Consider the following 26,479-nt stretch of genomic DNA (forward strand, 5'->3'; position numbering starts at 1 on the left):
CGAGGATCCCGGGCCGCGCGCGCAGGATGTTATACAAGGAGCGAACCTGTCATACGAGTTGTGGGGAGCCGGGTCGCGGTGGTCGCCGAGGGCTACGACGTGGTGCTGGTCGGCGGTGGCGCCATGAGCGCCACGCTCGGCGTGCTGCTGCGCCGCGTGCCGCACTACTCGTTCGCGCGGGGCGCGGCCGGGGTCGAGCGCCTGCGCCTGCGCCACGCGGCACTGCGCGGGCACCCGCTCTTCGAGGGCCTTGAGCTGGTACGCGACCGCGACGCCATGGCGGAGCTGCTGCCGCTGATGTTCGAAGGCCGCCCCGCGGACGAGGAGGTGGCGCTGTGCCGCTCGCGCGGCGGCACCGACGTCGACTACGGCGTGCTGACCAGGCGGCTGTTCGCCGCGCTCGAACGCGACGGCGTCGAGGTGCGGACCGGGCACGAGGTGCGCTCGCTGTCTCGTGACCGCAGGTCGTGGCGGCTGCGGGTGCGCGACCTGGCGGGCCGGCGCGACTACGGGGTGCACGGGTCGTTCGTGTTCCTCGGGGCGGGCGGCGGCACGCTGCCGCTGCTGCAAAGCGCGGGGGTGGCCGAGACGCGGGCGTACGGCGGATTCCCGATCAGCGGGCGGTTCCTGCGTACGGACCGGCCCGAGCTGGTGGCCGCCCACCACGCCAAGGTCTACAGCCACGCCGAGCCGGGCGCGCCGTCCCTCTCGGTGCCGCATCTCGACACGCGGGTCGTGGGCGGGCGCACGTACCTGATGTTCGGCCCGTTCGCCGCGTTCTCGCCCCGCTTCCTCAAGCGCGGCCGGCTCACCGACCTGCCGGGCTCCATCACCCCCGGCAACCTGCCCACGCTGCTCGGCGCCGCCCGCGCCGAGCGCGCCATGCTGCGCTACCTCGTGGGGCAGCTCGCGCAGACCGGCCGCGACCGGCTGCGGGCGCTGCGCAGGTTCGTCCCGCGGGCGCGGGCGGGCGACTGGGAGCCGATCACCGCGGGCCAGCGGGTGCAGGTGGTCAAGCCGGTGAACGGGCGCGGATCCATCGCCGGTTTCGGCACCGAGGTGGTGACGTCGGCGTACGGCGGGCTCGCCGCGCTGCTGGGCGCGTCCCCGGGCGCCTCGGCGTCCGTGGCGATCATGCTGGACGTGATCGAACGCGCCTTCCCCGGACGGCTGCCCGGCTGGCGGCCGGCGTTGCGGGAGCTCGTTCCGGCGTACGGGACCGCGCCGTCCGAGCGGCCCGAGCCGGCGCGGGAGACGGCCAGGACGCTGGGCCTGGAGTGAGCAGGCCGGAAAACTTTACTTTGACCGGAAACCGCTCTGACATAAGGCTTACGGAGGAGTAACCCGCGTAGTGCGAAGGCAATCCCTTTAGGGTACTTGCCGACCCTTTTGCGAATTATGTACTTTTGCGGGTCGAGGCACGTCTGCGGCGTGCCTCGCACCTTTGACCGGACCGTACGCCTTCAGCCGGCGTGCGGCCGCCGAATCCGCCTCATGCGGAACCGGGGACCCACCTTTCCGGGGTGAATCGGACGCCTGGCCAGGCCCGCGTCCGTAGGGCACTTCCAGTCCCGAACCCGTCAGCTAACCCGGTAGGCGGCATGGAAGCAAGGAGTCAACACCCGCATGCCCAAGCTTGCCGACAACCGCAAGCGCCTCGGACTGGCGCTCGGCGGAGCCGTGCTCGCCGTCACCGCCGTCACCGGCACCGCCCACGCCTCCGTCGCCGACCACGGCGCCCCGCACGAGGCCGCGCAGCACACCTCCCAGCAGCAGGCCCGCTCCCTGACCTACGGCCTCGACCTCTCCCACTACGAGGCGCTGTACGACTGGAGCTCCAGCTCCGCGCAGTTCGGCATCATCAAGGCCACGGAGGGCACCGACTTCGTCGACTCGTCCTTCGCCAGGCACTGGCGCGAACTCGGCAACAAGGGCATCGTGCGCGGCGCGTACCACTTCGGCCACCCCGCCAACGACCCCATCGCCGACGCCAACCACTTCCTCACCACCGTGAACGCCCAGCCCGCCAAGCCCGGCGACCTGCTGGTCCTGGACCTGGAGACCACCGACGGCAAGTCCGTCGCGGAGGTCAACGCCTGGGCCAAGGCGTGGCTGTCGTACGTGGAGCAGCAGACCGGCGTCAAGCCGCTCTTCTACAGCGGCTGGAACTTCGCCAACACCTACGGCCACGGCCTGTCGCAGTACCCGCTGTGGGTCGCCCACTACAGCCGGGCCAAGGGCGCGGTCACCCCGCCGGCCGACTGGAAGACCTGGACGATCCACCAGTACACCGACACGCCGGTCGACCAGAACGTCTCCGCGCTGACGCCCGACCAGCTCCGCGCCCTCGGCCGCCGGTCCGCCTGACGCGGAGCCCCCGGCCGGCCGTTGAACGCCCGGCGCGCAGCCCTTCGGCCGGCCGCAGTCCGCCTGACGCGGAACCCCGGCCGGCCCGTTGAACGCTCCGCGCGCGACCCCTCATCCGGCCGTTTCAGGCCTCGGGGCTCGCCGGGGCCGCACATGAAGCCGCGTGCCGGTCCTGTCGCATGACAGCACCGACCGTCACGCGGCTTTCGCATGCGAACAAGCCCTCACGTCGCCTCGGCACGCGGTGCCGTCACGTAGCGGCCGCGGCGGCCACCCAGTCCCCGTACCGGATCTTGCCGAGCCGTGCCTCACCCAGCGGAACGAGCGAGTGCTCGGCGAGCGCGGCACCGAAGTACCGAGCGCCGGGATCGGTGACCACCTCACGAGGGTCGCCCAGAGCGGCAAGCGCCTCGCGGACGAACACGTCCATCCTGACCCGCTCCGGCCCGGCGATCTCCATCCGGCCGTTGAGTGGCGGGCCCTCCACGACCTCGCGCAGCACCGCCGCCACGTCGTCCCCGGCGATCGGCTGGAACAGCACCGGCGCGATCCGCACCACTCCCCCATCGGCGGCCTCGTCGGCGATCCCCTTCACGAACTCGAAGAACTGCGTCGCGTGCACCAGCGAGAACGGGACGCCCGACTTCTCGATCAGCCGCTCCTGGGCGGCCTTGGCCCGGAAATAGCCGTTGTCCGGCGAGCGTTCGGTACCGACGATGGACAGCGCGACGTGGTGCCCGACCCCGGCCTCCGACTCGGCGGCGAGCAGGTTGCCCGTGGAGGTTTCGAAGAAGCCGAGCACGGCGGCCGGTTCGAACGACGGCGCGTTCGACACGTCGACCACCGCCTCCGCCCCTTCCAGCGCCTCGGCCAGCCCCTCACCGGTGAGCGTGTTCACCCCGGTGCGCGGCGAGGCCGCCACCGCCTCATGGCCGTCCCGCGACAGCCTCTCCACCAGCTTCGATCCGATCAGGCCGGTCCCGCCGACCACCACGACCCTCATGACGCGCCTCCCCGGAACGGTCCACGCCACCCTCCCCTCCGTATCCCCCGCTAAGCTCTCACCCCGGCAAAGTCCCTGCGCGCTCATGCGGCAGACGACATGACGGCACGAACAACGAAGGAACGAACGCATGACCAGTGATCTCGACGGTCAGGCGGCGATCGTCACCGGCGCAGGCTCCGGCATCGGCCGGGCGACCGCGATCGCCCTGGCCGAGGCGGGCGCGCACGTGCTCGCCGTCGGCCGCCGCCCCGGCCCCCTGGAGGAGACCGCCGCCCGGCATCCCCGCATCGCCGTCCTGCCCGCCGACATCACCGCCGCCGGCGCGCCGCAGGCCGTGGTGGATGCGTCGATCGACCGCTGGGGCCGCCTCGACGTGCTGGTCAACAACGCCGGAGGCACGGCGCTCATGCCGCTGGCCGACACCGACGCGGACCGCGTCACCGCCCTGCTCGCGCTGAACGTCACCGCGCCCAGCCTGCTCGCCTCCGCCGCGCTGCCGCACCTGCGCGACACCCGGGGCACGATCGTCAACGTCTCCAGCACGTACGGCCACCGCCCCCTGCCGGGCGCCGCCCACTACGCCGCCTCGAAAGCCGCCATCGAGCAGCTCACCCGCAGCTGGGCCCTGGAGCTGGCCGCCGACGGCATCCGCGTGAACGCCGTCGCCCCCGGCCCCACGGAGAGCGAGGCGCTGAGCGCCGCCGGCCTGCCCGCCGAGGTCGTCGAGCAGATCAAGAAGGACGAGGCCGAACGCATCCCCCTCGGCCGCCGCGGCACCCCCGAAGAGGTGGCCGCCTGGATCGTCCACCTCGCCACCCCGCACGCCACCTGGATCACCGGCCAGATCATCGCGGTGGACGGCGGCCTCGCCCTCACCTGAGTCCTGCGATGCCCGGCCGCTGCTTCCCGGCCAGGGGCGGCCACAGAACCCGGCCATGACATCAAGCAGCCGGCCCCTTCTTGGAGCCGGCTGCATAAACGGACAAAGTGGCCTAGATTGCTGCGAGCGGGCGTCAGGCGCCGCCGCGCTTCACCCTCTCGATGAACTGGCGATACACAGAGGCCGTGAGCACGAGGGGCTGCTGACCAGGGTTCTTGCTGTCGCGGATGGCGACCATATCATCATCCAGCAGACGAACTTCAACGCAATTACCGTTGTGCCCGCAGAAGCTGGAACGCGTCCACTCATTTAGCATGCGGGCGATATTATACTGGCGCCCCTTGCGACTCACCCGACACACCCGATCCTCGCCATCTCATGACTCACTCGATCCTCGCCATCTGATCACGAATAAGGCCTCGGGTCGCCTCCTCGTCAAGAGCACAACTGAGAAAATAATCGAACATTTTCTCGAAATAGCGCGACCGCTGCTCGTCCAAGAGAAACTGATCGGTGACGTTTCGGTCGATGTACACCACACTCTGCTCGAGAGGATTGCTCCGGTCCAAGTTGAGCAGCGTGAAGGATTCCTCCAGCACCTCCCGGGGGCGGTCAAGCGGCACGACCTGAAGCGTCATGTTCGGCAGCAGGGAGAGGTCCAGCAGATGCCGTAGCTGCTCGGCCATCACATCGGGCCCACCCACTGTCCGCATTAGTACTGCTTCGTCCAGGATTATCCAGATTTGTGCGGATTCAGGGGGTAGAAAGCGCTTCTGACGGCCCATCCGAATGGCCAAGCGATCCTCGATCTCGCTGAGCGTCAGCGTGTTGTCGATCGTCCGCCAGCTCTGGATCAGATGCCGTGCATACGCCTCCGTCTGGAGAACGCCCGGCACCACGCCCACCTCCCACTGCCGGATCCAGTCGGCGACCCTCTCGACGTCGAGGAAGGACAGGTACTCCTGGGTCGGTGCCGGATAGGCGCGCCACGACTGCGGGGTCTGGGTTTTGCCGGCCAGCGCGAGGAGGCGTTCGCGCTGGCTGTCGGTCGCCTCGTACACCTCGAGAAGCCGCTCGATGTCCTTTTGCGAGACGCTGATCCGGGCGTTCTCGATTCTCGACACCTTCGACGGCGACCAGCCGAGGCGCTCTTTGATGTCGTCGCCGGTGAGACACTTGCGCTCACGCAAATGTCGCAGCTCCCGCGCCAGAATGCGACGCTGCACAGTGGGCGGAGTAGTGCGATTGGCCATGTATGTCCTAAAAGTGGCTAATTCCCGGATTGCGCCTTGATCACTCCAGCCATTGAGCCACAGAAGTAAGACTGCGTGCAAGATTGCATGCAGACTTACTGCACTCCACCATAGTAAGCGGGAGGGGTGCAATGACAAACGAATTGGCCGACGACGGGGAACTGCTTCACAGGCCCGCACGTCGGCAGCTCGGCATCCCTGGTTCCGCTAGGCAGAGGGGAGCCCTGCATGGCCCTGGTTCTCACGTACGGGTCAAGGGCGGTATGCAGCATGGCCGGCTTACCGCGTGGGGGCGGCGCCCCACGGGCACCGATGTGGTGACACCGCGGGGCGTCTGGCATGTGGAGTGGCAGGAGCTGCACGTCGGCTACCTGCACGATGTCTACCTCGCCCTCGTCCGCAGGGCCATTCAGCCGAGCGACCACTGGATCGCGGAGTTCCTGCCACGTTCGGCGTCGATTCTCATCGAGGACCGCGAGCTCGTCGACGACTGCGTCCTGGGGCTGGCCTGGGACGAGGAGAGCGGGTGGCGGTTCGGCAGCTTCGTGCAGGGGGACGTGCGCTGTCCGACGCTGCTGAGACGGCAGCGGTACTTCGGCGGTGACGTGCTGCCCGACCCCGCCGAGGTGGGGGACACGGTGCTGGCAATGATGGAGCGGCTGCGGCAGCCGCGCCGCTGGTGGTGGGGTCATCACCGGGAGCAGCCCTGGGGGTGGCGCTACCCGCCGGCGTACCGGTCGTACCGGGACGTGGACGACGGCTTCGACGACCGGCTGCGGGCACATCTGCCGCCGGACGTGCCGTACGCGGGCCAGGCCGGGCAGCCGCCCGCGGGCGCCTGACCGCGAAGGGTCAGCCGGCCGGTACGTCTTCCGCCGACGGAGCGGCGGGCGGCCCCCGGGTGCGGCGGGGGCGGCGCAGCAGCACTACGGCGGCGGCGATCACAGGAGGATCGCCGAGACGGTGGGGCGGAGCCTGCCGCATGCCGTCGAAGAACACGCCCGACTCGGCGGCCAGGGCGGGCCGGCGGCGGCGCCGAGGTCGAGCCCGGCGACCGCGCCGAGCCCGTCCGCGTCGGCGGCGTGCATCCCTGCTGGACGCGCGGGCCGTCGAGCCCCGCGGCGGCGAGATGGCCGTGGATCGCATCGAGGGCGCGGACGGTGAGCAGCGCGTCGCGCGAGGCCGGTCCTAGCGCGCCGCCGACCTGACGGAAGGGCGCCGCCATGCCGGCCGGCCGGGACGGTACGGAGCCCACGGCGGTGCCTGCCAGGCTGCGGAAGGTCGTGCCGGGACCGAGCCCGAGCAAGGCGGCCGCCACGGCACCGACGCCAACGACGTGCCGCCGAGCACGGCGACGCCCAGGGCGGCCATGGTGCGCGGAGTGCCGTAGGGGTGCGCGTTGCCCGATGACGCCGTAGACGAGCGCGGGGATCGTCATGGCGGCGGTGATCTGGCGGGGCCGGTCGAGGCGACGGCCGCTGCCGGGCCGCGCAGTTGCTGCCGAGGCGCGCAGTTCGGGCAGCAGCCGGGCGGCGACGCTTGCCGCGCGAAGCGGGATCGGCGCAGCGTGGTCGATGAGCGCGAGCGTCACGGCAGCAGCGCGGCGGCGCCCGCACGGGTCGATCCCCCTGGTCGGGCTGGACGAGGGGGATCGACGGGGCGCGCAGCGCGACCAGCGCGGCCCCGGCGCACCAGGCGGGCCCGCCTGGTAGGCCATGTTGCGCCCGGGCGCATCGGGGGCGATCCCCGCGGTGCGGCTCAGCGCGGCCACCGGCAGCACACACGCGTCCTGCATCCACGACGGCTGCGGGGTGGAGGCGTGCAGGGCCCGCTGGATCGCGGGCAGGCTGACGGCGGCGGTGACGACGGGGAGATGGGCGGCGAAGACGCCGGCGCGGGCCGACGCGATAGCGGCGCGGGCCGACGCGATAGCGGCGCGGGCCGACGCGATAGCGGCGCGGGCCGACGCGATAGCGGCGCGGGCCGACGCGATAGCGGCGCGGGGCGGTGTGTGCGGGCCGGGCCAGTTCATGCGGGTGCGGGATCCGGCATCGGTCCCCGGCAGGTGCGAGGAATCGGGCATCGCTCCCTGGCGGGACGGGGAGTCCGGCACGGACGCGGGGCGCAGAAGCGTCGCAGGGCCGCTGTAACCCCTGTGAGCTGCGGAAACTCCTGTGACGGGCAACGTACGAGCGGGACAGGGACCCCGAGTCTGCTCATATGAGCAAATTTCGGCTCAAGTGTTGCAACGAGGTTAATTCCCGACTTACGGTGCGTTACCTACATCACATACGGAGGCCCCAATGAGTAGATTTCGGCTGCTCACAATCCCCTCACTCCTCCTGATCACCGCTCTGACCGCCTGTTCGGTGTCCACGTCGCCGGGCGGTTCCACGGACGCGGCCGGCGGGAACTCCGACGGCCCCGTCGCCATCGGCTTCAGCCAGGCGACCCAGCAGTCGCCGTTCTACGTCCAGCTCCGCGAGGGCGCGGAGGCCGCCGCCAAGCAGGCGGGCGCCTCGCTGTACTTCGCCGACGCGGGCGGCGACGTCACCAAGCAGAACAACGACATCCAGGACCTGATCACCCGCCAGGTGGACGTCCTGCTCGTCAACCCGGTCGATCCCCAGGGCGTGCAGCCGGGCATCGCCGCGGCCAAGGCGGCAGGCGTGCCGGTCGTGACGGTGGACCGCCCGGTGCCCGAGGGCGCGGTCGCCCAGGTCGGGCGGGACAACAAGGCGATGGGCGAGCTCGTCGGCAAGCGGCTCAGCGAGGCGCTCGGCGCCAAGGGCGGCAAGGTCATCGAGATCCGCGGCGACGCGGGCGGCGCGGTGGCGCGCGACCGCAGCGCCGGGTTCCACGAGGCCGTGAAGAGCAACCCGAACATCAAGATCATCGAGGGCCCCTACTCGGACTACGTGCGCTCCAAGGCGGTCACCGCGATGCAGGACCTGCTCCAGGTGCACCCCGACGTCGCCGCCGTGTACGCGCACAACGACGACATGGCGCTCGGCGCGCTGCAGGTCCTCAAGGAGAACGGCAAGGACAAGGTCCTGGTCGCGGGCGTTGACGGCCTCATGGAGGCGGTCAAGCAGATCCCGAACGGCCAGTACGTGGCCACCGCGCTCAACGACCCGATCTCCCTCGGGGCCAAGGCCGTCGAGACGGTGCTCAAGGTCAAGAAGGGCGAGCAGGTCGAGGCGAACATCGACGCCGGCACCGCGCTGATCGACAAGGACAACGCGGACCAGTACATCGGCGAGACCGAGTTCGCCCAGGCGACCGCGCAGTAGCCCAGGCAATCACGAAGCAGGAAAGGCACAACGATGGCGGAAACCATGCAGGCGGCGGTGCTCCATGCGCCCGGGGACATCAGGGTCGAGCAGGTGCCCGTGCCCGAGCCGGGGCCTGACGAGGCGCTCGTACGCGTGGCGGCCTGCGGGGTGTGCGGGTCGGACATCGCCCGCATGCTGCAACCGGGAATCGCCTACCATTTCCCGATCATCTGCGGGCACGAGTTCTCCGGCCACGTCGTGCGGCTGGGCGCGAACCTGGCCGCCGAGGGCACCGTCCGCGAGGGCGACCTGGTCACCGTTCCGCCGCTGATCCCGTGCCGCGCCTGCGCCCCGTGCAGCCAGGGCCACTTCAGCCTGTGCAAGCGGTACGGCTACTTCGGCAGCCGCCGCGACGGCGCGTACGCCCAGTACGTGACGGTCCCCGCGGGCAACCTCATGGTGCTGCCCGCGGACCTGGACCCGAGGGCGGCGGCCATGATGGACCCGGCGGCCATCGCGCTGCACGCCCTGTGGCGGACGAACATGCGCGGCGGCCGCCGGGTGGCGGTGGTCGGCGCGGGCCCGATCGGGCTGTTCGCGGTGCAGTGGGCGAGGATCGCCGGCGCCTCCGAGGTGCTGGTGATCGAGCTGAACGAGCAGAAGGCCGCGATGGCGGCCGAGGCCGGTGCCACGCACACGGCGACCAGCGCCCAGGAGGCGGCCGACGTGGCCGGCGAGGGCTACGACGTCGTCATCGAGTCGGCGGGCGTGCCGGCGACGATCGACCAGGCGGTGGCGCTGGCGGGCCGGCACGGCGAGGCGGTGTTCATCGGCATCCCGCACGACCCGGTGGTGCTGCCGGAGTCGACGTTCAGCGCGTTCCTGCGCCGCGAGGTGACCCTGCACGGCGCGTGGAACTCCTTCTCGGCGCCGTTCCCCGGCGACGAGTGGCGGACGGCGGCGCGCGCGCTGTCCTCGGGCGAGCTGAAGTGGAAGTTCATGATCACGCACGAGCTCGGCCTGGACGCGCTACCGCAGACCATGACCGCGCTCGGCGAGCGGTCGATCTTCAGTTCGAAGGTTCTCTTCCTGCCGAACGAGGAGTGAACATGGCTGCCTTCCTCGCCCTCGACCTGGGGACCGAAGGCGCCCGCGCGGCGGTCTACGGCGAGCAGGGGTCGCTGCTGGGGTCGGGCGCCGCGGCGTATCCGACCCGCTTCCCCCGGCCCGGCTGGGCCGAGCAGGATCCGGACGACTGGTGGCGGGCGAGCGTGTCGGCCGCGCGGGAGGCGCTCGCCGCGGCGGGCGGCCCGGCGATCGAGGCGGTCGCGGTGGCGACCACGGCCTCGACGGTGGCGGTGCTCGACGAGCGGGGCCGGCCGCTGCGGCCGGCCCTGCTGTGGATGGACGGCCGCGCCGGCGAGGAGTCGGAGCTGACCGCGCGCACCGGCCATCCGGTCCTGCGGTACGCGGGCGGCTGCGACGCCGTGGAGTGGCTGGTGCCCAAGGCGATGTGGCTGGCCCGGCACGAGCCGGAGACGTACCGCGCGGCGGCGCGCATCGTCGAGGCGGTCGACTACATGGTGTGGCGGCTCACCGGCCGCTGGGCCGGCTCGCGCATGAACGCCGTCTGCAAGAGCAATTACGACCCGCGCGGCGCGGGCTTCCCCCGCGACCTGTACGAGCGGCTCGGCGTGCCCGACCTGGCGGACAAGCTGCCGGACGAGATCGTGCCCGTCGGCGACCCGATCGGTCCCATGGCCGCCGGAGCCTGCGAGGAGCTGGGCGTCACCGGCGCTCCCACGGTGGTCTGCGGCGGCATCGACGCGCACCTGTCGCTGCTGGCCATCGGCGGCGCGCACGAGGGCCACGTGTCGATCGTGTGCGGCACGTCCAACGCGTTCGTCACGGAGATCGCCGAGCCGGTGTTCCCGCCCACGGTGTGGGGGCCGTACCCGGACGCGCTGCGCACGGGGCGGTGGCTCGTGGAGGGCGGTCAGGTGAGCGCGGGCTCGGTGCTGTCGTGGGCGGGCGAGCGGCTCATCGGCCGGCCGCGCGCGGAGATCGGCGGCCTGATCGCGGCGGCGGCGCAGGTGCCGCCGGTCGAGCACGGCCTGATCGTGCTCGACTACTTCATGGGCAACCGCACCCCGCTGCGCGACCCGCACCTGCGCGGCGCGGTGCTGGGCCTGACCCTGGCCAGCACGCCCGAGCAGGTCTACCGGGCGGCGGTCGAGGGCGTCGCCTACGGCACCCGGCAGGTCATCGACTCCTTCACCGAGGGCGGCGTCCCGGTGTCGGAGATCTTCCTGTCCGGCGGCATCCAGCACAACGAGCTGTGGCTGCAGACCACCGCCGACGTGCTCGGCCGCCCCGTCCACCTGGTCACGGGCGACAACCTGACGCTGCGGGCCTGCTCGGTGCTGGCCGCGGCCGGCTCGGGACGGCACGCCTCGCTGGAGGAGGCGGCGGCCGAGTACGCCCCGAAGGTGCGCACGGTCGAGCCGGTCGCTTCGCACGCCCAGGCGTACGAGGCGGGCTACGCCGACTATCTGGCGGCCACGGCCGCGACGACCGGCATCTCCCACCGGCTGAGCGGAGGAGGCCGCGATGACCGATGACGACCAGCTCTACCAGGTGGCCGTCCGGTACTACGAGGCGGGCGAGACGCAGGAGCAGATCGCGAACGCGCTGCACCTGACCCGCTGGAAGGTCGGCAGGATGCTGGCCGAGGCGCGCGAGGTCGGCATCGTCCGCATCGAGGTGCTGCATCCGCGCTCGCGGGTGCGCACGCTGGAGCAGGCGGTCAAGGAGCGGTTCGGGCTGCGCGACGCCGTCGTGGTGTCGGTCGGCGGCGACGACGCCGAGCAGGCCCGCGACCGGGTGGCCGCGGCGGGCGCCGACCACCTCATGGAGATGCGCCCGGCGCCCCGGCTGATCGGGGTGTCGTGGGGGCGCACGCTCGACCGGCTGGCCGGCAACCTCGTCCCCGGCTGGGCGACGGGCGTGCACGTGGTGCAGATCAACGGCGCGCTGAGCCGTTCGCGCCAGCCCACCAGCGCCCACAGCATGGCCAGCATGATCGCCCACCACGGCGGCGGCACCGCGACGCTGCTCGCCGCCCCGGCGATCCTGGAGCAGCGCAGCACCCGCCAGGTGCTGGAGAGCGACCGCGCCGTGGCCGACGTGCTGACCCTGGCGACCAAGGCGGACCTGTTCCTGTTCAGCCCCGGCGCGATGGGCAGCGACTCGGTGCTGGTCGACTCCGGGCAGATCGACGCGAGCGACCTGGCCAGGCTGGCCGCCGCGGGCGCGGTCGGCGACGTGCTCGGCCGTTTCATCGACGCGGAGGGACGGATCGTCGACCCCGACCTCGACGCCCGCACCCTCGGGCTCTCGCTCGACCTCCTGCGCTCGTCCACCACCTCGGTCGCGCTGGTCAGCGGCACGGCCAAGCGCGCGGTGTGCCGGGCGGTGGTGACCAGCGGCCTGTGCGACGTGCTGATCACCGACGACCACAACGCCAGACACCTGCTGGAGGCGGCATGAGCCAGACTCCCGAACGCCTGCGCATGTCGGGGATCGTCAAGCGCTTCCCCGGCACCGTCGCGCTCGACGGGGTCGAGCTCAGCGTGCGGCCCGGCGAGGTGCACTGCCTGCTCGGCGAGAACGGCGCGGGCAAGAGCACGCTGATGAAGATCCTGGCGGGCTCGTACCGGCCGGACGAGGGCACGATCCTGCTGGACGGCGAGCCGTACGCGCCGGCCACTCCGCACGCCGGGCTCGCGGCCGGCATCGCGGTCATCTACCAGGAGCTGGACCTGCTGCCCGACCTGACCGTGGCGCAGAACCTGCTGCTCGGCAGGGCGCCCAGGCTGGGCCCGTTCGTCCGCAGGGCGCAGCGGGCGAAGCTCGCCCGCGAGGCGCTGGACCGGGTGGGCGCGTCCTTCCCGGTGACCGCCAAGGTCGGCGACCTGCCGATCGCGGCGCAGCAGCTCACCGCCATCGCCAAGGCGCTCACGGCCGACGCCCGGGTGATCGTCATGGACGAGCCGTCCGCGACGCTCGGCGAGGCCGAGCTGCAGGCGGTCTTCGACGTCATCAGGTCGCTCACCGCCGAGGGCCGTTCGGTGATCTTCATCTCGCACCGCATGGACGAGGTCATGGAGATCGGCGACCGGGCCACGGTACTGCGCGACGGCCGCGCGGTCGGCGTCTACGACCTGTCGTCCACCGGCCCTGACGAGCTGGTCGCCGCCATGATCGGCGAGGCGGGCAGCGAGCTGGTGGGCGCGACAGGCCGGCCCGCCCCGACCGGCGAGCCGCTGCTGAGCATCGAGCGGGTGCACGTGCCTGGCCTGCTGGACGTGCGCGGCCTCGACGTGCGGCCCGGCGAGGTCGTCGGGCTGGCCGGGCTCGGCGGCGCGGGACGTACGACGCTGCTGCGCGCCCTGTTCGGCGACCTCAAGGCCCAGATGACGGCCCGGCTCGACGGCCGGCCGCTCAAGGTCGCGAGCCCGGCCGCCGCCGTACGCGCGGGCCTCGCGCTCGTGCCGGAGAGCCGCAAGGAACAGGGCCTGATGCTGGGCCTGTCGGTCAGCCGCAACGCGGCGATCAGCGCGCTCGGCCGCCCGCCGTGGCTGCTGCCCGGAAAGCTCGGGCAGCGCCTGACCAAACCGGCGCTCGCCGACCTCGGCGTCAAGGCGTCGGGCCCGAACCAGCCCGTCGGCCAGCTCTCCGGCGGCAACCAGCAGAAGGTCGTGCTGGCCAAGTGGATCACCCGGGGCGGGATCAAGGTCCTGCTGCTGGACGAGCCCACGCGCGGCCTGGACGTCGGCGCCAAGGCCGACCTCTACCGCCAGGTGCGCCACCTGGCCGACCAGGGCGTGGCCGTGCTGCTCGCGAGCAGCGAGCTCAACGAGCTGACCGCCAACGCCGACCGGATCCAGGTCCTGTACGAGGGCCGCAACGTCGCGCAGTTCGACCCCCGGGTCAGCCCCGAGAACGTCATCGCGCACACCGTCATCACAGGAGCCGCACCATGACAGCTTCCCTCGGATCCACGGGTACGCCGGGACCGACCGTGACCACAGCCCTCCCCCAGGAAGGCATGACCCGCCGGCGCCGCGGCGCCGACCTCATCGTCAAGTCCAACCTGCTGCTGGTCTTCCTCGGGCTGTGCGTGGTCGCCTCGCTGCTCGCGCCGCAGTTCCTGACCGGCCGCAACATCGCGAACCTGCTCCAGCAGTCGTCGCTGACCGGGATCGTGGCCATCGGCATGACGATGGTCGTGCTGACCGCCGGCATCGACCTGTCGGTGGGCAGCGTGGCCGCGTTCGGCGGCATGACGATCGCGCTGCTGCTGGGGTCGGGGGTTCCGGTGCTGCCGGCGATCCTCATCAGCGTGGCGGCCGGCGCGGTGTTCGGCGCGTTCATGGGCGGCATGTCGGCGTATCTGTCGTTGCCGTCGTTCATGACCACGCTGGCGGGGCTGACCGCGATCCGCGGCCTGACGTACCTGCTGACCGACGGCAAGCCCGCCGAGGCGGGCGGCTCGGAGGCGTTCCAGCTCCTCGGCGGCGGGTTCATCGGATACGTGCCGATCGTCGGGATCATCTTCGTGGCGATCACGGTGCTGGCGGCGCTGGTGCTGCGCGGCACCACGTTCGGCGAGTACGTCTACGCCGTCGGCAGCAACAAGGAGGCCGCCCGGCTGTCCGGCCTGCCGGTGCGCGGGGTGATCACGACCGTGTTCGCCGTGTCGGGCGCGCTGGCCGCGCTGGCCGGGGTGCTGCTCACCTCCCGGCTGACCGTGGGGCAGCCCACCGCGTTCAACGGCCTGGAGCTGGACGCGATCGCGGCCGTCGTGCTCGGCGGCACCAACCTGTTCGGCGGCCGGGGCGGGGTGTTCGGCACGTTCGTGGCGGTGCTGCTGCTGTCGGTGCTGCGCAACCTGTGCAACCTGCTCGGCCTCGGCTCCTTCTTCCAGATGGTGGTGACCGGCCTCATCCTGCTGGTCGCCCTCGTACTCAACATGCTCATCGAGAGGCGTGGCGCTCGTGCCTGACACCATCCCCGGTTCCTTGCGTGCCTATCTGCACGGCCTGCCCGGCGTCGACGAGGTCGGCGTGCAGCGGCGGGCCGCCGGCCTGGCCACCAGGTCGATCAAGACGACGGCCAAGCGGAAGGCCATCGACCTGGCCATCCGCATGGTCGACCTGACCACGCTCGAAGGGGCGGACACGCCCGGCAAGGTTCGGGCGCTGGCCGCCAAGGCCGTGCACCCGGACCCGGCCGACCCCACCGCGCCGTCCGTGGCCGCTTTGTGCGTCTACCCCGACATGGTCGCCACGGCCGCGGAGGCGCTGGCCGGCACCGGGGTCGGGCTGGCCTCGGTGGCCACCGGCTTCCCCTCGGGGCGTACGTCTCTGGAGGTCAAGCTGGCCGACACGGCGGCCGCGGTCGCGGCGGGCGCCACGGAGATCGACATGGTGATCGACCGGGGCGCGTTCCTCGCCGGTGACTACCGCAAGGTGTTCGACGAGATCGTCGCGGTCAAGGAGCAGTGCGGCGACGCGCACCTGAAGGTCATCCTGGAGACCGGCGAGCTGGCCACCTACGACAACGTGCGCCGCGCGTCCTGGCTCGCGCTGCACGCGGGCGCCGACTTCATCAAGACCTCGACGGGCAAGGTCTCCCCCGCCGCGACGCTGCCGGTCACGCTGGTGATGCTGGAGGCCGTACGCGACTACCGGGCCGCCACCGGGCGGCAGGCCGGCGTGAAGCCGGCCGGCGGGATCCGCACCACCAAGGACGCCATCCGCTACCTCGTGCTGGTCAAGGAGATCGCCGGCGCCGACTGGCTGGACCCCGCGTGGTTCAGGCTGGGCGCGTCATCGCTGCTGAACGACCTGCTCATGCAGCGGACCAAGCTCGACACCGGACATTACTCCGGGCCCGACTACTACACCATCGACTAGGGAGAGGCGTGGAGATCTTCGAGTACGCGCCCGCGCCGGAGTCACGTTCCATCGTGTCCATCCGGCCGTCGTACGACCTGTTCATCGACGGCGACTTCGTCCCCGCCAAGAGCGACGAGCGCATCGTCACCGTCAACCCGGCCGACGAGGAGCCGCTGTCGGAGGTGGCCGTGGCCGGCGAGGCCGACGTGGACCGGGCCTTCGCCGCCGCGCGGCGCGCGTTCGAGCGCGTGTGGGGGCCGATGCCGCCGGCCGAACGCGGGAAGTACCTGTTCAGGATCGCGCGGATCATCCAGGAGCGCTCCCGCGAGCTGGCCGTGCTGGAGTCGCTGGACAACGGCAAGCCCATCAAGGAGACGCGCGACATCGACCTGCCGCTCGTCGCGCAGCACTTCTTCTATTACGCGGGCTGGGCCGACAAGCTGCGGCACGCCGGGTTCGGCACCCGGCCGCTGGGCGTGGCCGCGCAGGTCATCCCGTGGAACTTCCCGCTGCTCATGCTGGCGTGGAAGGTCGCGCCCGCGCTGGCCACCGGCAACACGGTGGTGCTCAAGCCGGCCGAGACCACGCCGCTGACCGCGCTGGTCTTCGCCGAGATCTGCCAGGAGGCGGGGCTGCCGCCCGGCGTGGTGAACATCGTGACCGGCGCCGGCGACACCGGCGCGGCCGTGGTCGCCCACCCGGGCGGCGACAAGGTGGCCTTCACCGGCTCGACCGAGGTGGGGCGGCAGATCGCCCGCGCCGTCGCGGGCACCCGCAAGCGGCTCACGCTGGAGCTGGGCGGCAAGGGCGCCAACATCGTCTACGACGACGCGGCCATCGACCAGGCCGTCGAGGGCATCGTGTCCGGCATCTTCTTCAACCAGGGGCACGTGTGCTGCGCGGGCTCCCGGCTGCTGGTGCAGGAGTCCGTCGCCGAGGAGCTGCTGGCGCGGCTGCGGGCCCGCATCGAGCTGCTGCGGCTCGGCGACCCGCTGGACAAGAACACCGACATCGGGGCGATCAACTCGGCGGCGCAGCTCGCCAGGATCCGGGAGCTGGCCGCCGCCGGCGAGGCCGAGGGCGCCACCTCGTGGTCGCCCGCCTGCCCGCTGCCCGAGCGGGGCTACTGGTTCCGCCCGACGGTGTTCACGGGGGTCACGCAGGCGCACCGGATCGCCAGGGAGGAGATCTTCGGCCCGGTGCTGTCGGTGCTCACGTTCCGCACGCCGGAGGAGGCCGTGGCCAAGGCGAACAACACGCCGTACGGGCTGTCGGCCGGCGTCTGGACGGAGAAGGGCTCCCTGATGCTGTGGACCGCGAGCCGGCTGCGCGCCGGTGTCGTGTGGTCCAACACCTTCAACGTGTTCGATCCCGCCAGTCCCTTCGGCGGCTACAAGGAGTCCGGATACGGCCGCGAGGGCGGGCTGCACGGACTGGAGGCGTACCTTGGCTGACATCCCGCCGCGCATCGCGGTGCTCAGGACGTACAAGCTCTATGTCGGCGGCGCGTTCCCGCGCTCGGAATCAGGGAGGTCCTACCCCGTGACCTCGGCGGACGGGTCCCACCTCGCCAACGCGGCGCTGGCCTCGCGCAAGGACGTGCGCGACGCCGTGGTGGCGGCGCGCAAGGCGTTCCCCGGCTGGTCGGGCCGCACCGCCTACAACCGCGGGCAGATCCTGTACCGGGTCGCGGAGATGATGGAGGGGCGGCGCGACCAGTTCGCCGCCGAGGTGGCCGCGGCCGAGGGCGTGGGCGCCGACCGCGCGCAGGCGCTGGTGTCGGCGGCCATCGACCGGTGGGTCTACTACGCGGGCTGGGCCGACAAGATCGCCCAGGTGCTCGGCGGCGCGAACCCGGTGGCGGGGCCGTACTTCAACCTGTCGGAGCCGGAGCCGACCGGCGTCGTGGGCGTGTTCGCGCCCGCCGGGTCCTCGCTGCTCGGCCTCGTCGCCGTGCTCGCGCCCGTGATCACGGCGGGGAACACGGCCGTGGTGATCGCCGACGAGCGGGCGCCGCTGCCGGCGATCACGCTGGCCGAGGCGCTGGCCACCTCCGACCTGCCGGGCGGCGTCGCCAACATCCTCACCGGCAGGACCGCCGAGCTGGGCCCGCCGCTGGCCGGGCACGCCGATGTGAACGCGCTCGACCTCGCGGGCGCGGGCGAGCTCGCGGCCGAGCTGGAGGAGCTGGCGGCGACCACGCTCAAGCGGGTGCTGCGGCCCCGGCCCGAGGACGACTGGGAGGACGCGGATCCCGGGCTGGAGCGCATCCGGCCCTTCGTGGAGACGAAGACGGTCTGGCACCCGATCGGCCGCTGACCGTCCACCCGGCCTCGCCCGGTCTCCTTCCCCCGGGCGAGGCCGAGCGTCGTGCCCGGCCCTCGGCCGGGCTCTTGACGGCGGCGTCGTGCCTGCGCTGCAGGCGCCGGCGGCGGCCGGCGTTCCGGCATGACACGAGATGTCCGGGTCTTTGACACAGACAAGTCACAAATGGCTGAGAGACGGGTCCGTAACCCCTGAACTGCTGTTATGGTCGCGAACGTGGCCCCGGCCGCATGACGCTGGTGCGTCAGGGACCGGTGATCCCCGGCAGGGACGTGCGTGATGGCGGCGGCCGCCCCGTTCCCTCCCCTGCGGAGGCGGCGCCGCCCTTCCTGGTGTCGCGCCCGTTCCCTCCGGGGTCGCCCCGGCCCTACCAGGTCCGCCCCTCCGGCAGCTCGCCCAGGTCGGGGGCGGACAGGTGCAGCACCTCGTAGCGTTCGGTGGCGTCCGCGTCCCGCGCCGCGCCGTCCGCCCAGAGCGTGAAGCGTACGAGCCGCCAGTGGCGGGGATCGACGGCGAGCGCGGTGGTGTGCACGCCGTCCTGGCGGGACAGCTCGCGCAGCCGCTCGGTCTCCTGCTCGATCAGCGCGGCGAGGCCCGTTCCGGTGCCGTCGCGATCGTCGGGTACGGGGGTGAGCCGGCGGGTGGCGGCCGGCGACGCCGCGCCCGCGGATGAGGTACGCCTTCAGGCCCAGCCCGGCGCGATCGTCGAGGACGTGACCCGCGCCGGCGATCCGCTTGCGGATGATCTCCATGTCGTAGTCGGCGGGCAGGGTGATCTCGTACTGCTTGGCGTACACGTGAGAGCCACCTTTCTCGAAGACCGACGAGCCCTTACATACTAGTAGGTACAGAACAGCCGACGCCGTGGACGGCGAGTGTCAGCGGGCGGCCCGGATATTGATGCTCTTTTTCCCATTCTTTCCAGGTGCGGGATGTTCGCGTGCGGCGTGGCGCTCTCATCTGGCTCGCGTCGACTGTAAGCATCGTACGGGCCATGGCCACCGTGAGTGCTTTTCCGAGAGGAACGGTAAATGTTCACCCCACTGCGAAAACTCGCGCGGCCTGCCGCCCATGCCCTCCTCACGGTGGCGCTGGCGGCCACCGCGACGCCTGCCGGCGCGGACACCGACCATGACCGGCTCCGGAAATTCCGGAAAATTCACAGCGACCGGGGTTTCCACACCACCAGGAAGGACGAGGACGGCGGCCGCAACTGCCGCCCGCACACGTTCTGGCGCATTCATCAGATGTCACCGCGGAATTTCTTCGTGCCGCGCACCCGGTACATCGACGGCCCCGGCGGCTCCATCACGGTGAGCGTCACCCGCGAGCACGAGATCGTCGCGTTCCTGGAGACGGAGAACGAGAAGACGAAGACGCTGAGCAAGGCCTTCGACCTGGACAAGCCCGGCGACACCGGCCCGGACACCAAGACGGTCGTGGCAAGCATCCGCCGGCTCGGCCTGCCCCACCTGCAGGAGCGGCACAAGGTCTTCACCGGCCACGACTACAGGCGCGAGATCAGCGACGGCATGTACGGCAACATGTGGTACCGCGTGCTCGGCTACCGCATCGGCTGGTCGGCCTGGTCGGTCCTCGGCACCTGCGAGCGGCACCGGGTCGCCACGGGCATCGCCAACGTGCCCAGCCGGGTCGAGGGATGGCGGTACTGGGAGACCAGGCATCCCAAGTTCCGCGGGCGGATCCTGTCGAAGAAGTGAGGCGAGCGCCGCGCGCCCGGCGGGGAGGTGCCGCCGGGCGCGCGGCGCCGGACACCCTGGGCGGACCGGTGCGCCGTGAACGGCCGCGCCCGCCGCCCCGGGAGATCAGCGGCGGCGGCAGATCATCAGCTCGGTCGTGGGGCTCTCGCGCAGGACGCGGACCAGCCGCCGCTCGGCCAGCGCGAGCAGCCCACCGGCGATCTCGCCCGTGGTCTCGGTGAGGGTGACGGCCCGCAGCAGGCCGCCCCACAGCTTGCGCCACACGGGGTTGGCGTCCACCTGCGCGTTCATGAGGACGAGCATCGGCGTGCGGCGCACGACGTCGAACCCGGCCTCGCCGAGCGCGCCGGTGATCCAGGTGAGCGTGTGGTTGACCTGGTGGTCGCCGCGCTGCTCCGGCCGGTGCAGGAAGTTCTCCGACAGCACGAACGCGCCGCCGGGCCGCAGGGCGCGGGCGATGGAGCGCAGCGCGGCGCGGTACCGCGCGTCGTCGGTGATGTGGAACAGCATGTCCATGGCCGAGACCGCATCGAAGGAGCCGGGCTCGAGCGTCCCGCCGGGGGCGGCGATGTCGGGCCGGAGGATCTCGGTGTGGGGGAAACGCTCGCGCAGGCGCCCGACGGCGGCGGCGGTCAGGTCCGATCCGGTGACCGACTTCGCGCCGAGCGCGCGCCACTGCCGCAGGTAGAAGCCGGTGCCCGAGCCCACGTCGAGCACGCGGGACGATGACAGGTCGAGGCCGAGCGCCCCCACCTCGCGGCGGAACACCTCGCCGCGCACCCGGTACATCCACGTGTTGAACGCCAGCCCCAGCCGCTGGTAGCCGACCCCGCTCTCCGTCCAGTCGGCGCCCAGGCGCCGCTCCCAGAAGTCCTCGAGTTCGGCGTGCTGCTTCATGCGGGGCGCTCCCAGGTGAAGGGGTTTCGCCGTGTCGGCCGTACGGTGAGTACCGTCATGCCACGGACGGCCCGGCCCGAAACGTGCCCCCGGTTTTTCGGGTCACCCGGTAAGGGCGCCGTCCAGATTCTTCTCGAAATGTACGGTCATCCCGTCGCCGCAGTGCCGGTGAATCTCCACGAGATCCGTCAGCGCGTACATCAACATCAGGCCCCGCCCGTCCTCCGAGTCCGGCGGCGCGCTGGGCGGCACATCGGGCATGACGAACCCCCCACCGTGATCGGTCACCTCGACGACGCACCGGTTGTGGCGCAGAGCCGCGTCGACCCGGTATTCGCGCTTCGTGTCCGAATGGCGTACGGCGTTCGCGCACGCCTCCGTCAGCGCGAGCCCGATGTCCTGACGGGCGTCGGGCGAGACGCCGCAGCGCTTCAGCGCAACATCGACCACATTTCGAGTCAGCGTGACGGACGCCTTCTCCATGGGAATCGACAGGGCAATTCCCAGTTCCATACCGGTCACCTCCAGTCCATTACCCGGTTGTGCCCGAGGCCACCCTTGACAAACAATTTTTCGTATATTATTGGGCGATTTTCAGGACATGAGGTGCGGGCATGTCGCACCGTCGCAGGGCCGCCACCTCAGCCGATCCGCTCCCCCGCCTTCGAGACCCGGCCACTAGACATGATCGCCAGAGCGTGGCAGATGGCACCGAATTGGTGACCTATCTGTATATTTCCCGGTTTCCCGGAACGGCGCGAAGATGGCGGCGTGAGCAGATCGGGATGGCGGCGAGTGGTATTCGGCGGGATCCTGCTGGCCTTGCTGGCCCTGCTCCTCACAGCGATCGCGCGATCGAGCTGGTGGAGCGCCCTCCTGGGAGATCCCCCGGAGCTCCCGTGGGACTGGGTGGAGCGCATCGGCTGGATCACCGGGGCGCTCGGCCTGCCGATCTCGATCATCTTCGGCCTCCTCACCCTGCGCTCGGGCAGCAGCGCCGTCACGGCCGAGGCGCACCAGGCTCCCGCACCGGCCACCGCGGAGACGACCGAACCCGAGCCCGCTCAGATCTTGGACCGTGACAGAGAGCGGGCGGCGCTCGTCACCCGGCTGACGGAACCCCGGGGAGGCGTCGTCATCGTGCGGGGAGATGCCGGCGTCGGCAAGACGACGGTGGTCCGCGCCGCCCTCGACGAAGTACGGCGGCGCACGGCAGGCCTGCGGGTCGTCGAGCACGAGGCGACCCCGGACGTACGCCTCGACGTCAGGACACTGATCGACGACATCGAGGCCGGAGCGGCGCCGCCCGCCCGGGAGGGGCAGTCGTCGCCGGCCCGCCTGGAGGCATCGCTCGAGCACCTGGGCGACCGTCCGATCGTCATCGTCATCGACTCCGCGGAACACCTGGTGAACCCCGGCGACAACCGGCTGGCCGACGTCGACCTCGACGAGGCGTTCGAGGTGATCGCGACCCGGCAGCGGCACCGCGTGTGGATCGTGCTCGTGACCCAGGTCGATCCCGGCTCCCCCGAGCAGCGCACCTGGCCGTCCGCGGAGGAGCCGGTGGTCGTCACGAAGCTGCCGTACGACTGCTTCGTCTCCTATCTCGGCGAGCTCGACCGGGACGGGGCGCTGGGCCTGACCTCCCTGCCCGACGGCCTGCTCACCACCCTCCACCACCGCCTGCAGGGCAATCTCCTCCTGGCGGAGCTCCTCTACGCCGCGCTGCTCATCGACACCGGCTTCGGCGTGCGCTCGCTCATCAAGCAGCTGGCCACATTGCCGCCCAAGAACATTCCGCGCTTTCTGATCGGCCTGGTGGCCGGCGGGCTCGGGCCGGTGCAGCACCGCGTGCTCGAAGCGCTGACCGCGTACGCGACGCCGGTGCCCGAAAGAGCGGTCCTCGCGCTGCTCGATGACCGCGGCGAGGACGAAGTGCGCAACGCGCTGAACGTACTGGTCTCCCGCCGCCTCGTGCGCAGAACCTCGGAAGGCGGGTACTTCCTGCCGCATCTCGTGGCCGGCTGGGCCGCGGAGCGCATCGCCGGGCACGGCCCCGGCCACGAGAAACGCTGGTCGTACCTGCTGCACCGCGCCGCCGACGAACTGACCTTGCTCCGCGACCCCCATCCGCGCGGCGTGAACGATCTGCGCATCCACTTCGCCGAGCTCAACGCGCTCATGCGGGCCGGGCTGCACCGCCCCGCGTACGAGCTGATCGAGGACATCGACGCCGTGCTGCGCGCGTGGAACTACGGCTCCCTGCTGCTCCCGCACCGCGAAGCGCTGCGCAGCCGCCTCGGTGACGAGTACTTCGAGATGGCCAACGACAACGCGCTGGGCGATCTCTACGCCAGGGAGGGCAAGTTCGCGCAGGCCAGCGACGCCTACGGCAGAGCGCTCGACCACGCGAACACCCTGAACGACGTCGGCGCCCGCACCAAGATCCACGCGAACATGGCGGCCATGTACTGGGAGGTCAACAGGACCAACGACGCCTACAGCCAGTTCGTCTACGCGCTCGACGAGGCGGAGCGGCAGGGGGACATCTGGGTGAAGATGGGCGCGCTCGAGGGCCTTGCGAACTGCCACCGGCGCTGGGGCCAGTACGAGAAGGCCATCGGCTGCGCCGAAAAGGCCCTGGAGATCCTGCTGCTGCCGGAGTTCCCGAGCACCGACGACGCCAGGGACTTCGGCTCGACGAGGCGGATCGCGCTCGCGCTGCGGCTGTCCCGCTGGTACGCCGAGCTGGGCAGGTCCGACGACGCCGTCCGCCTCCTCGAAACGGCCGAGCGCGAGGAGGCGGCACGTGACGACCGGTGGTTCCTCGCGTCCTGCCTGGACGGCCGGGCCGATCTCTACCTCGGCTCGCAGGTGGGCTGGGCGATCGAGACGGCCGGCCAGGCGGTGGAGCAGGCGCTGCGGACGAGCGACCCGCTCTCGCTGCTCCAGGCCAGGACCACGCTCTGTCTGGCCTACCTGCGGACCGGCCGCGTCGACGAGGCCGCGTACGAGATCGAGCGCGCCGCGCGGTACCGGCGCACAGGCCGCTCCCTGCTCGTGCCGGCGCTCGAGGCGTTGCTCGCGCGCGAGCTGCGCGACGTCGGCAGGGCTGAGGTGCTCTTCGCCCGCCTGCACGAGGAGGCCGAGCACAGGCTCATGCCCGATCGGACCGACGAGACCACCTGGGACCTGCGCGACTTCACCGCATGGGACGCCAAGGCGTTCGCTCTGTGCGGCCTGCTGCTGGACTCTCACGACGGGCTCGCGGACGCCATCGAGGCGTTCGGCAAGGCGCGTGCGCTGACCCCGCCCACGCCGATCCTGGTCGACCGGCTCCGCTTCCTTCTCGAGCGGCTCGACCGTTGCGGGCGGCGCCCTGGCCGGCTGCGGGACGTGATGGACGTCCTCGCCACCTCACCGAGCCGCCGAACCGAGAGCTGAGCCCGGCCAACGCGAACAGACCTCTCATCGCGCCCTGTCCACACCAACATCCCAGATAAGCTGTGCCCCACTCACCTCGGTCAAGGACGACATGGGGATCACATTGGGTATTGCTGACGATCTGGGCGCCCCGGCGCATCACGTCATCCATACAAAGGACAAGCCGATCAAAGAAGGAGGCACGCCGCCTTCCAAGTCGGTTGAAGATCTCATCGTCACGCTGGCGAAAAAGTATCCCGCCTGGAGCGCCGAACGTCTTGCCAGGGCACTCGAGCGCGAGGATGTGGTGGTCACGAGCGACCAGGTCAGGCAGGTGCTGAAGTCCTGGGAACGGACCGGCGGAAAGCGGTGAGACGGAACGCGTTCGCCCAGCCCGCACGCCGCACGTTCGCCCAGCCCGCATGCCACGCGTTCTCATCCGTTGATCGAGTGCGGGCTTTTCTCGTCGGCGAGCGCGCCATCTGAGGCGCCGACCGCCCCCTTTCCGTCGGCGCCCATCGTGCCGCGGTGCCTGCTCCGCCGGGGGTTCTCAGCTCGTGATCGTCACGTCGCGGAGCAGGAAGTAGCTGACCCTGTCGGCCTGCATGTACAGGTGGAAGTCATCGGCCTTCGCCTTGGCGGTCTTGTCGGCGGTGACGATGGTGACCACCACATACTTCTTGGCCGGGGTGGTTCTGATCTTGCCGTACTCGTAGGTCGGCAGGGCCATGTCCCTGCGGACGTTGACGGTGTCGGTCTTGGAGCCGACCATCTGGGTGGCCGCATTCGTGGCCGCCTTCACCGACGGGAACTCCAGCAGCACCTGAATCGCCTTGAGGTGGCCCCGGTAGGCGGAGTAGGCGAGCTGGACGGCGCGGCGGCACTTGTTCTGCTCCAGCAGGCCCTGGGCGTCGACCGGCTCGCACGTGCCGTACGTCCAGCCGCCGACCTTGTTCGCGGCGAACGTGGCGCCCGAGAAGTCGAACTTCCAGTCGTCGAACTCGGTGTGGGCGATGGGCGAGCCGGGCTGGACGGCCGAGGAGGAGGGCGACGGCGTCGTGGCGGGACCGGTCGGCTCGCCCGACGGCACCTCCTCCGCCTTCGGCTCTCCTGCCGCTGACGGCTCACCCTGCGATGACGGGTCGCCCTTCGGTGACGAGTCGTCCGAGGGTGGGGCGTCGCCGCCCGCGTCGGCCTCGGCCGGCTCGTCCGACGGCCACGGCGCCGTCGCGGAAGGCTTCGTGCCGCCGCTCGGCAGGGCCGCGGGCGTGCCGTTCGAGGACTTGACGTACGAGATCGCGCCGACCGTGCCGCCGCCCAGGAGCAGCACGCCGAGGGCGGCCGAGAGCGCGATGACCATGGTCTTGCCGCGCTTCAGGGGCGGGTCGAGCGTGGCTGGTGTCAGGTGGTCGAAACCGTCCTGAAGGCGCTGGTGAGTGTAGGGGTCGTGCGGGCCGCTGCCGTAGTGCGGATGCGGGTGGCTCGGGGGGCCGTAGTCGTCGTGGCGGCCGTAGGAGGCGTAGGGGCCGCCGTACGAGTCCTGCTCGCCGGGAACGCCACGGTCGGTGCGGCCGTGGACGCCACGGTCGGTGTACACGCTCCGGTCAGCGTAACCATCCTGCTCAGGGTAACCACCCCGCTCCAGGTAGCCGCCCTGCTCACCAGAGCCACCCCGCTCCCGGTAGCCGCCGCCCTGCTCACCAGAGCCGCCCCGCTCTCCGTAACCGCCCTGCTCACCGTAACCATCCCGCTCCCGGTAGCCGCCCTGCTCGCCGTAACCGCTCTGTTCGCCGTGGCCGCTCGGAGCGCCGTTCCCGCTCGGGGCGCCGTGGACGTCCTGCTCGCGGTAGGTGGTCTGGTCACCGTACGAGGCCTCGTACGCGGGCCGGCGGCCGTACGGCTCCTGGGCCTCGTAGGAGGATCCGTATCCCTGGGCGTTCGAGTCCTGCGGGGCGTACGGGTAGCCGTCGTCCGGCGGGCTCGGCTGGCTGTGGCGGCCTCGCCGCGCCCCGAAGCCGGGAGGCGGTCCCTGGGCGACGCGATCGGCGGGCCCTACCTCGTGGTCACCGTAGCCCGCGGCGTCCGAGCCCTGGTGGCGCCGGGCGGGCGTGGCCGGGTGCCCGTACGGAGGGCGGCCGGGCTCGCGCCCTCCCGGCTCCGGCCGCCCATGCGCTTGCGGACCCCACGGGTCCGGTGCTGAAGGGTGAGTCATTGCCCCATCATCAGGCGAAATTTCGGCGTTTCCCCCGGTACACCGCCATATGGCATGAGACTGAACCGGCCCCGCGCACCGGCACGTACAAGTGCTAAGGCTCCCCGGAAGGACCCCCGTCCATGGCCGTGGAACGGTGCAGGAACGCGGAAAGGGCG

General features: G+C 71.3%; 23 protein-coding genes, 2 pseudogenes and 1 riboswitch. Of the genes and pseudogenes, 17 read left to right on the forward strand and 8 right to left on the reverse strand.

The features are described 5' to 3' along the window. Window positions 1-60 precede the first annotated feature (60 nt). Together ACGFIM_RS30210 and ACGFIM_RS30215 are read left to right on the forward strand one after the other, a co-directional pair. On the forward strand, window positions 61-1,281 hold the full coding sequence (locus ACGFIM_RS30210; protein ID WP_393206932.1) for a malate:quinone oxidoreductase: 1,221 nt from the start codon (window positions 61-63) through the stop codon (window positions 1,279-1,281). Window positions 1,282-1,469: 188 nt separating this feature from the next. Continuing rightward, a riboswitch (cyclic di-AMP (ydaO/yuaA leader) is annotated at window positions 1,470-1,614 on the forward strand. Window positions 1,615-1,626: 12 nt separating this feature from the next. Beyond that, entirely contained in the window at window positions 1,627-2,367 is a 741-nt protein-coding gene (locus ACGFIM_RS30215) for a glycoside hydrolase family 25 protein (protein ID WP_393206935.1), read from the forward strand. A 250-nt stretch (window positions 2,368-2,617) separates the two neighbouring features. Here ACGFIM_RS30215 and ACGFIM_RS30220 read toward each other — a convergent pair whose 3' ends face one another. Further along, window positions 2,618-3,370 (reverse strand): SDR family oxidoreductase, encoded by a 753-nt coding sequence (locus ACGFIM_RS30220; protein ID WP_393206938.1) that lies wholly within the window; start codon window positions 3,368-3,370, stop codon window positions 2,618-2,620. Window positions 3,371-3,500: 130 nt separating this feature from the next. Here ACGFIM_RS30220 and ACGFIM_RS30225 point away from each other — a divergent pair, with 130 nt between their 5' ends. Beyond that, window positions 3,501-4,253, forward strand: coding sequence for an SDR family NAD(P)-dependent oxidoreductase (locus tag ACGFIM_RS30225; protein WP_393206941.1), 753 nt, complete (start codon window positions 3,501-3,503; stop codon window positions 4,251-4,253). Window positions 4,254-4,386: 133 nt separating this feature from the next. On the opposite strand, the gene ACGFIM_RS30230 is transcribed toward ACGFIM_RS30225, so the two are convergent. Together ACGFIM_RS30230 and ACGFIM_RS30235 are read right to left on the reverse strand one after the other, a co-directional pair. Continuing rightward, window positions 4,387-4,569, reverse strand: coding sequence for a DUF397 domain-containing protein (locus ACGFIM_RS30230; RefSeq protein ID WP_393206944.1), 183 nt, complete (start codon window positions 4,567-4,569; stop codon window positions 4,387-4,389). A 67-nt stretch (window positions 4,570-4,636) separates the two neighbouring features. Beyond that, window positions 4,637-5,479: a helix-turn-helix domain-containing protein gene (locus ACGFIM_RS30235; RefSeq protein WP_393206947.1), complete on the reverse strand. Its 843-nt coding sequence runs from the start codon at window positions 5,477-5,479 to the stop codon at window positions 4,637-4,639. Window positions 5,480-5,820: 341 nt separating this feature from the next. Here ACGFIM_RS30235 and ACGFIM_RS30240 point away from each other — a divergent pair, with 341 nt between their 5' ends. From ACGFIM_RS30240 to ACGFIM_RS30290, 11 genes are all read left to right on the forward strand, one after another. Continuing rightward, window positions 5,821-6,348, forward strand: coding sequence for a DUF6292 family protein (locus ACGFIM_RS30240; protein WP_393206950.1), 528 nt, complete (start codon window positions 5,821-5,823; stop codon window positions 6,346-6,348). Between the two features lie 873 nt (window positions 6,349-7,221). Beyond that, on the forward strand, window positions 7,222-7,656 hold the full coding sequence (locus ACGFIM_RS30245; protein ID WP_393206953.1) for a hypothetical protein: 435 nt from the start codon (window positions 7,222-7,224) through the stop codon (window positions 7,654-7,656). A gap of 153 nt (window positions 7,657-7,809) precedes the next feature. Then, entirely contained in the window at window positions 7,810-8,799 is a 990-nt protein-coding gene (locus tag ACGFIM_RS30250; protein WP_393206956.1) for a substrate-binding domain-containing protein, read from the forward strand. 33 nt (window positions 8,800-8,832) lie between these two features. Continuing rightward, on the forward strand, window positions 8,833-9,888 hold the full coding sequence (locus tag ACGFIM_RS30255; protein ID WP_393206958.1) for a galactitol-1-phosphate 5-dehydrogenase: 1,056 nt from the start codon (window positions 8,833-8,835) through the stop codon (window positions 9,886-9,888). A 2-nt stretch (window positions 9,889-9,890) separates the two neighbouring features. Next, a complete protein-coding gene (locus ACGFIM_RS30260) occupies window positions 9,891-11,402 on the forward strand; it encodes a ribulokinase (protein WP_393206961.1) in 1,512 nt (503 codons plus the stop codon). Beyond that, window positions 11,392-12,330: a sugar-binding transcriptional regulator gene (locus ACGFIM_RS30265; RefSeq protein ID WP_393206964.1), complete on the forward strand. Its 939-nt coding sequence runs from the start codon at window positions 11,392-11,394 to the stop codon at window positions 12,328-12,330. The genes ACGFIM_RS30260 and ACGFIM_RS30265 overlap by 11 nt, the downstream gene beginning before the upstream one ends. Further along, window positions 12,327-13,826, forward strand: coding sequence for a sugar ABC transporter ATP-binding protein (locus ACGFIM_RS30270; RefSeq protein WP_393206967.1), 1,500 nt, complete (start codon window positions 12,327-12,329; stop codon window positions 13,824-13,826). Before ACGFIM_RS30265 ends, ACGFIM_RS30270 begins: the two co-directional genes overlap by 4 nt. A 38-nt stretch (window positions 13,827-13,864) precedes the next feature. Continuing rightward, window positions 13,865-14,848: an ABC transporter permease gene (locus ACGFIM_RS30275; protein ID WP_393206970.1), complete on the forward strand. Its 984-nt coding sequence runs from the start codon at window positions 13,865-13,867 to the stop codon at window positions 14,846-14,848. After that, a complete protein-coding gene (deoC, locus tag ACGFIM_RS30280) occupies window positions 14,832-15,761 on the forward strand; it encodes a deoxyribose-phosphate aldolase (RefSeq protein ID WP_393206973.1) in 930 nt (309 codons plus the stop codon). The genes ACGFIM_RS30275 and deoC overlap by 17 nt, the downstream gene beginning before the upstream one ends. A gap of 14 nt (window positions 15,762-15,775) precedes the next feature. Continuing rightward, entirely contained in the window at window positions 15,776-17,197 is a 1,422-nt protein-coding gene (locus tag ACGFIM_RS30285; RefSeq protein ID WP_393207772.1) for an aldehyde dehydrogenase family protein, read from the forward strand. Further along, entirely contained in the window at window positions 17,190-18,062 is an 873-nt protein-coding gene (locus ACGFIM_RS30290; protein ID WP_393206976.1) for an aldehyde dehydrogenase family protein, read from the forward strand. The genes ACGFIM_RS30285 and ACGFIM_RS30290 overlap by 8 nt, the downstream gene beginning before the upstream one ends. A 373-nt stretch (window positions 18,063-18,435) precedes the next feature. On the opposite strand, the pseudogene ACGFIM_RS30295 reads toward ACGFIM_RS30290, so the two are convergent. Then, a pseudogene (locus ACGFIM_RS30295) lies at window positions 18,436-18,655 on the reverse strand (DUF4865 family protein); the annotation flags it as partial. A gap of 120 nt (window positions 18,656-18,775) precedes the next feature. Further along, a pseudogene (locus tag ACGFIM_RS30300) lies at window positions 18,776-18,820 on the reverse strand (hypothetical protein); the annotation flags it as partial. 495 nt (window positions 18,821-19,315) lie between these two features. On the opposite strand from ACGFIM_RS30300, the gene ACGFIM_RS30305 reads away from it, so the two are divergent. After that, window positions 19,316-19,789, forward strand: coding sequence for a hypothetical protein (locus ACGFIM_RS30305; protein ID WP_393206979.1), 474 nt, complete (start codon window positions 19,316-19,318; stop codon window positions 19,787-19,789). Between the two features lie 105 nt (window positions 19,790-19,894). Here ACGFIM_RS30305 and ACGFIM_RS30310 read toward each other — a convergent pair whose 3' ends face one another. Both ACGFIM_RS30310 and ACGFIM_RS30315 read right to left on the reverse strand, forming a co-directional pair. Continuing rightward, window positions 19,895-20,686, reverse strand: a complete 792-nt coding sequence (locus ACGFIM_RS30310; RefSeq protein WP_393206982.1) for a class I SAM-dependent methyltransferase — start codon at window positions 20,684-20,686, stop codon at window positions 19,895-19,897. Window positions 20,687-20,788: 102 nt separating this feature from the next. Beyond that, window positions 20,789-21,199, reverse strand: coding sequence for an ATP-binding protein (locus ACGFIM_RS30315; protein ID WP_393206985.1), 411 nt, complete (start codon window positions 21,197-21,199; stop codon window positions 20,789-20,791). A 258-nt stretch (window positions 21,200-21,457) separates the two neighbouring features. On the opposite strand from ACGFIM_RS30315, the gene ACGFIM_RS30320 reads away from it, so the two are divergent. Both ACGFIM_RS30320 and ACGFIM_RS30325 read left to right on the forward strand, forming a co-directional pair. Next, window positions 21,458-24,130, forward strand: a complete 2,673-nt coding sequence (locus ACGFIM_RS30320) for an AAA family ATPase (RefSeq protein ID WP_393206988.1) — start codon at window positions 21,458-21,460, stop codon at window positions 24,128-24,130. Between the two features lie 91 nt (window positions 24,131-24,221). After that, the gene (locus ACGFIM_RS30325; protein WP_393206991.1) at window positions 24,222-24,482 is read left to right on the forward strand and encodes a helix-turn-helix domain-containing protein; all 261 of its coding nucleotides are present in this window, start codon (window positions 24,222-24,224) and stop codon (window positions 24,480-24,482) included. A 177-nt stretch (window positions 24,483-24,659) separates the two neighbouring features. Here ACGFIM_RS30325 and ACGFIM_RS30330 read toward each other — a convergent pair whose 3' ends face one another. Further along, on the reverse strand, window positions 24,660-26,321 hold the full coding sequence (locus ACGFIM_RS30330; RefSeq protein WP_393206994.1) for a hypothetical protein: 1,662 nt from the start codon (window positions 26,319-26,321) through the stop codon (window positions 24,660-24,662). Window positions 26,322-26,479: the final 158 nt, after the last annotated feature.

It is taken from the genome of Nonomuraea sp. NPDC049309 (assembly GCF_043196965.1).
GTDB classification, from domain to species: Bacteria; Actinomycetota; Actinomycetes; order Streptosporangiales; family Streptosporangiaceae; genus Nonomuraea; species Nonomuraea fastidiosa.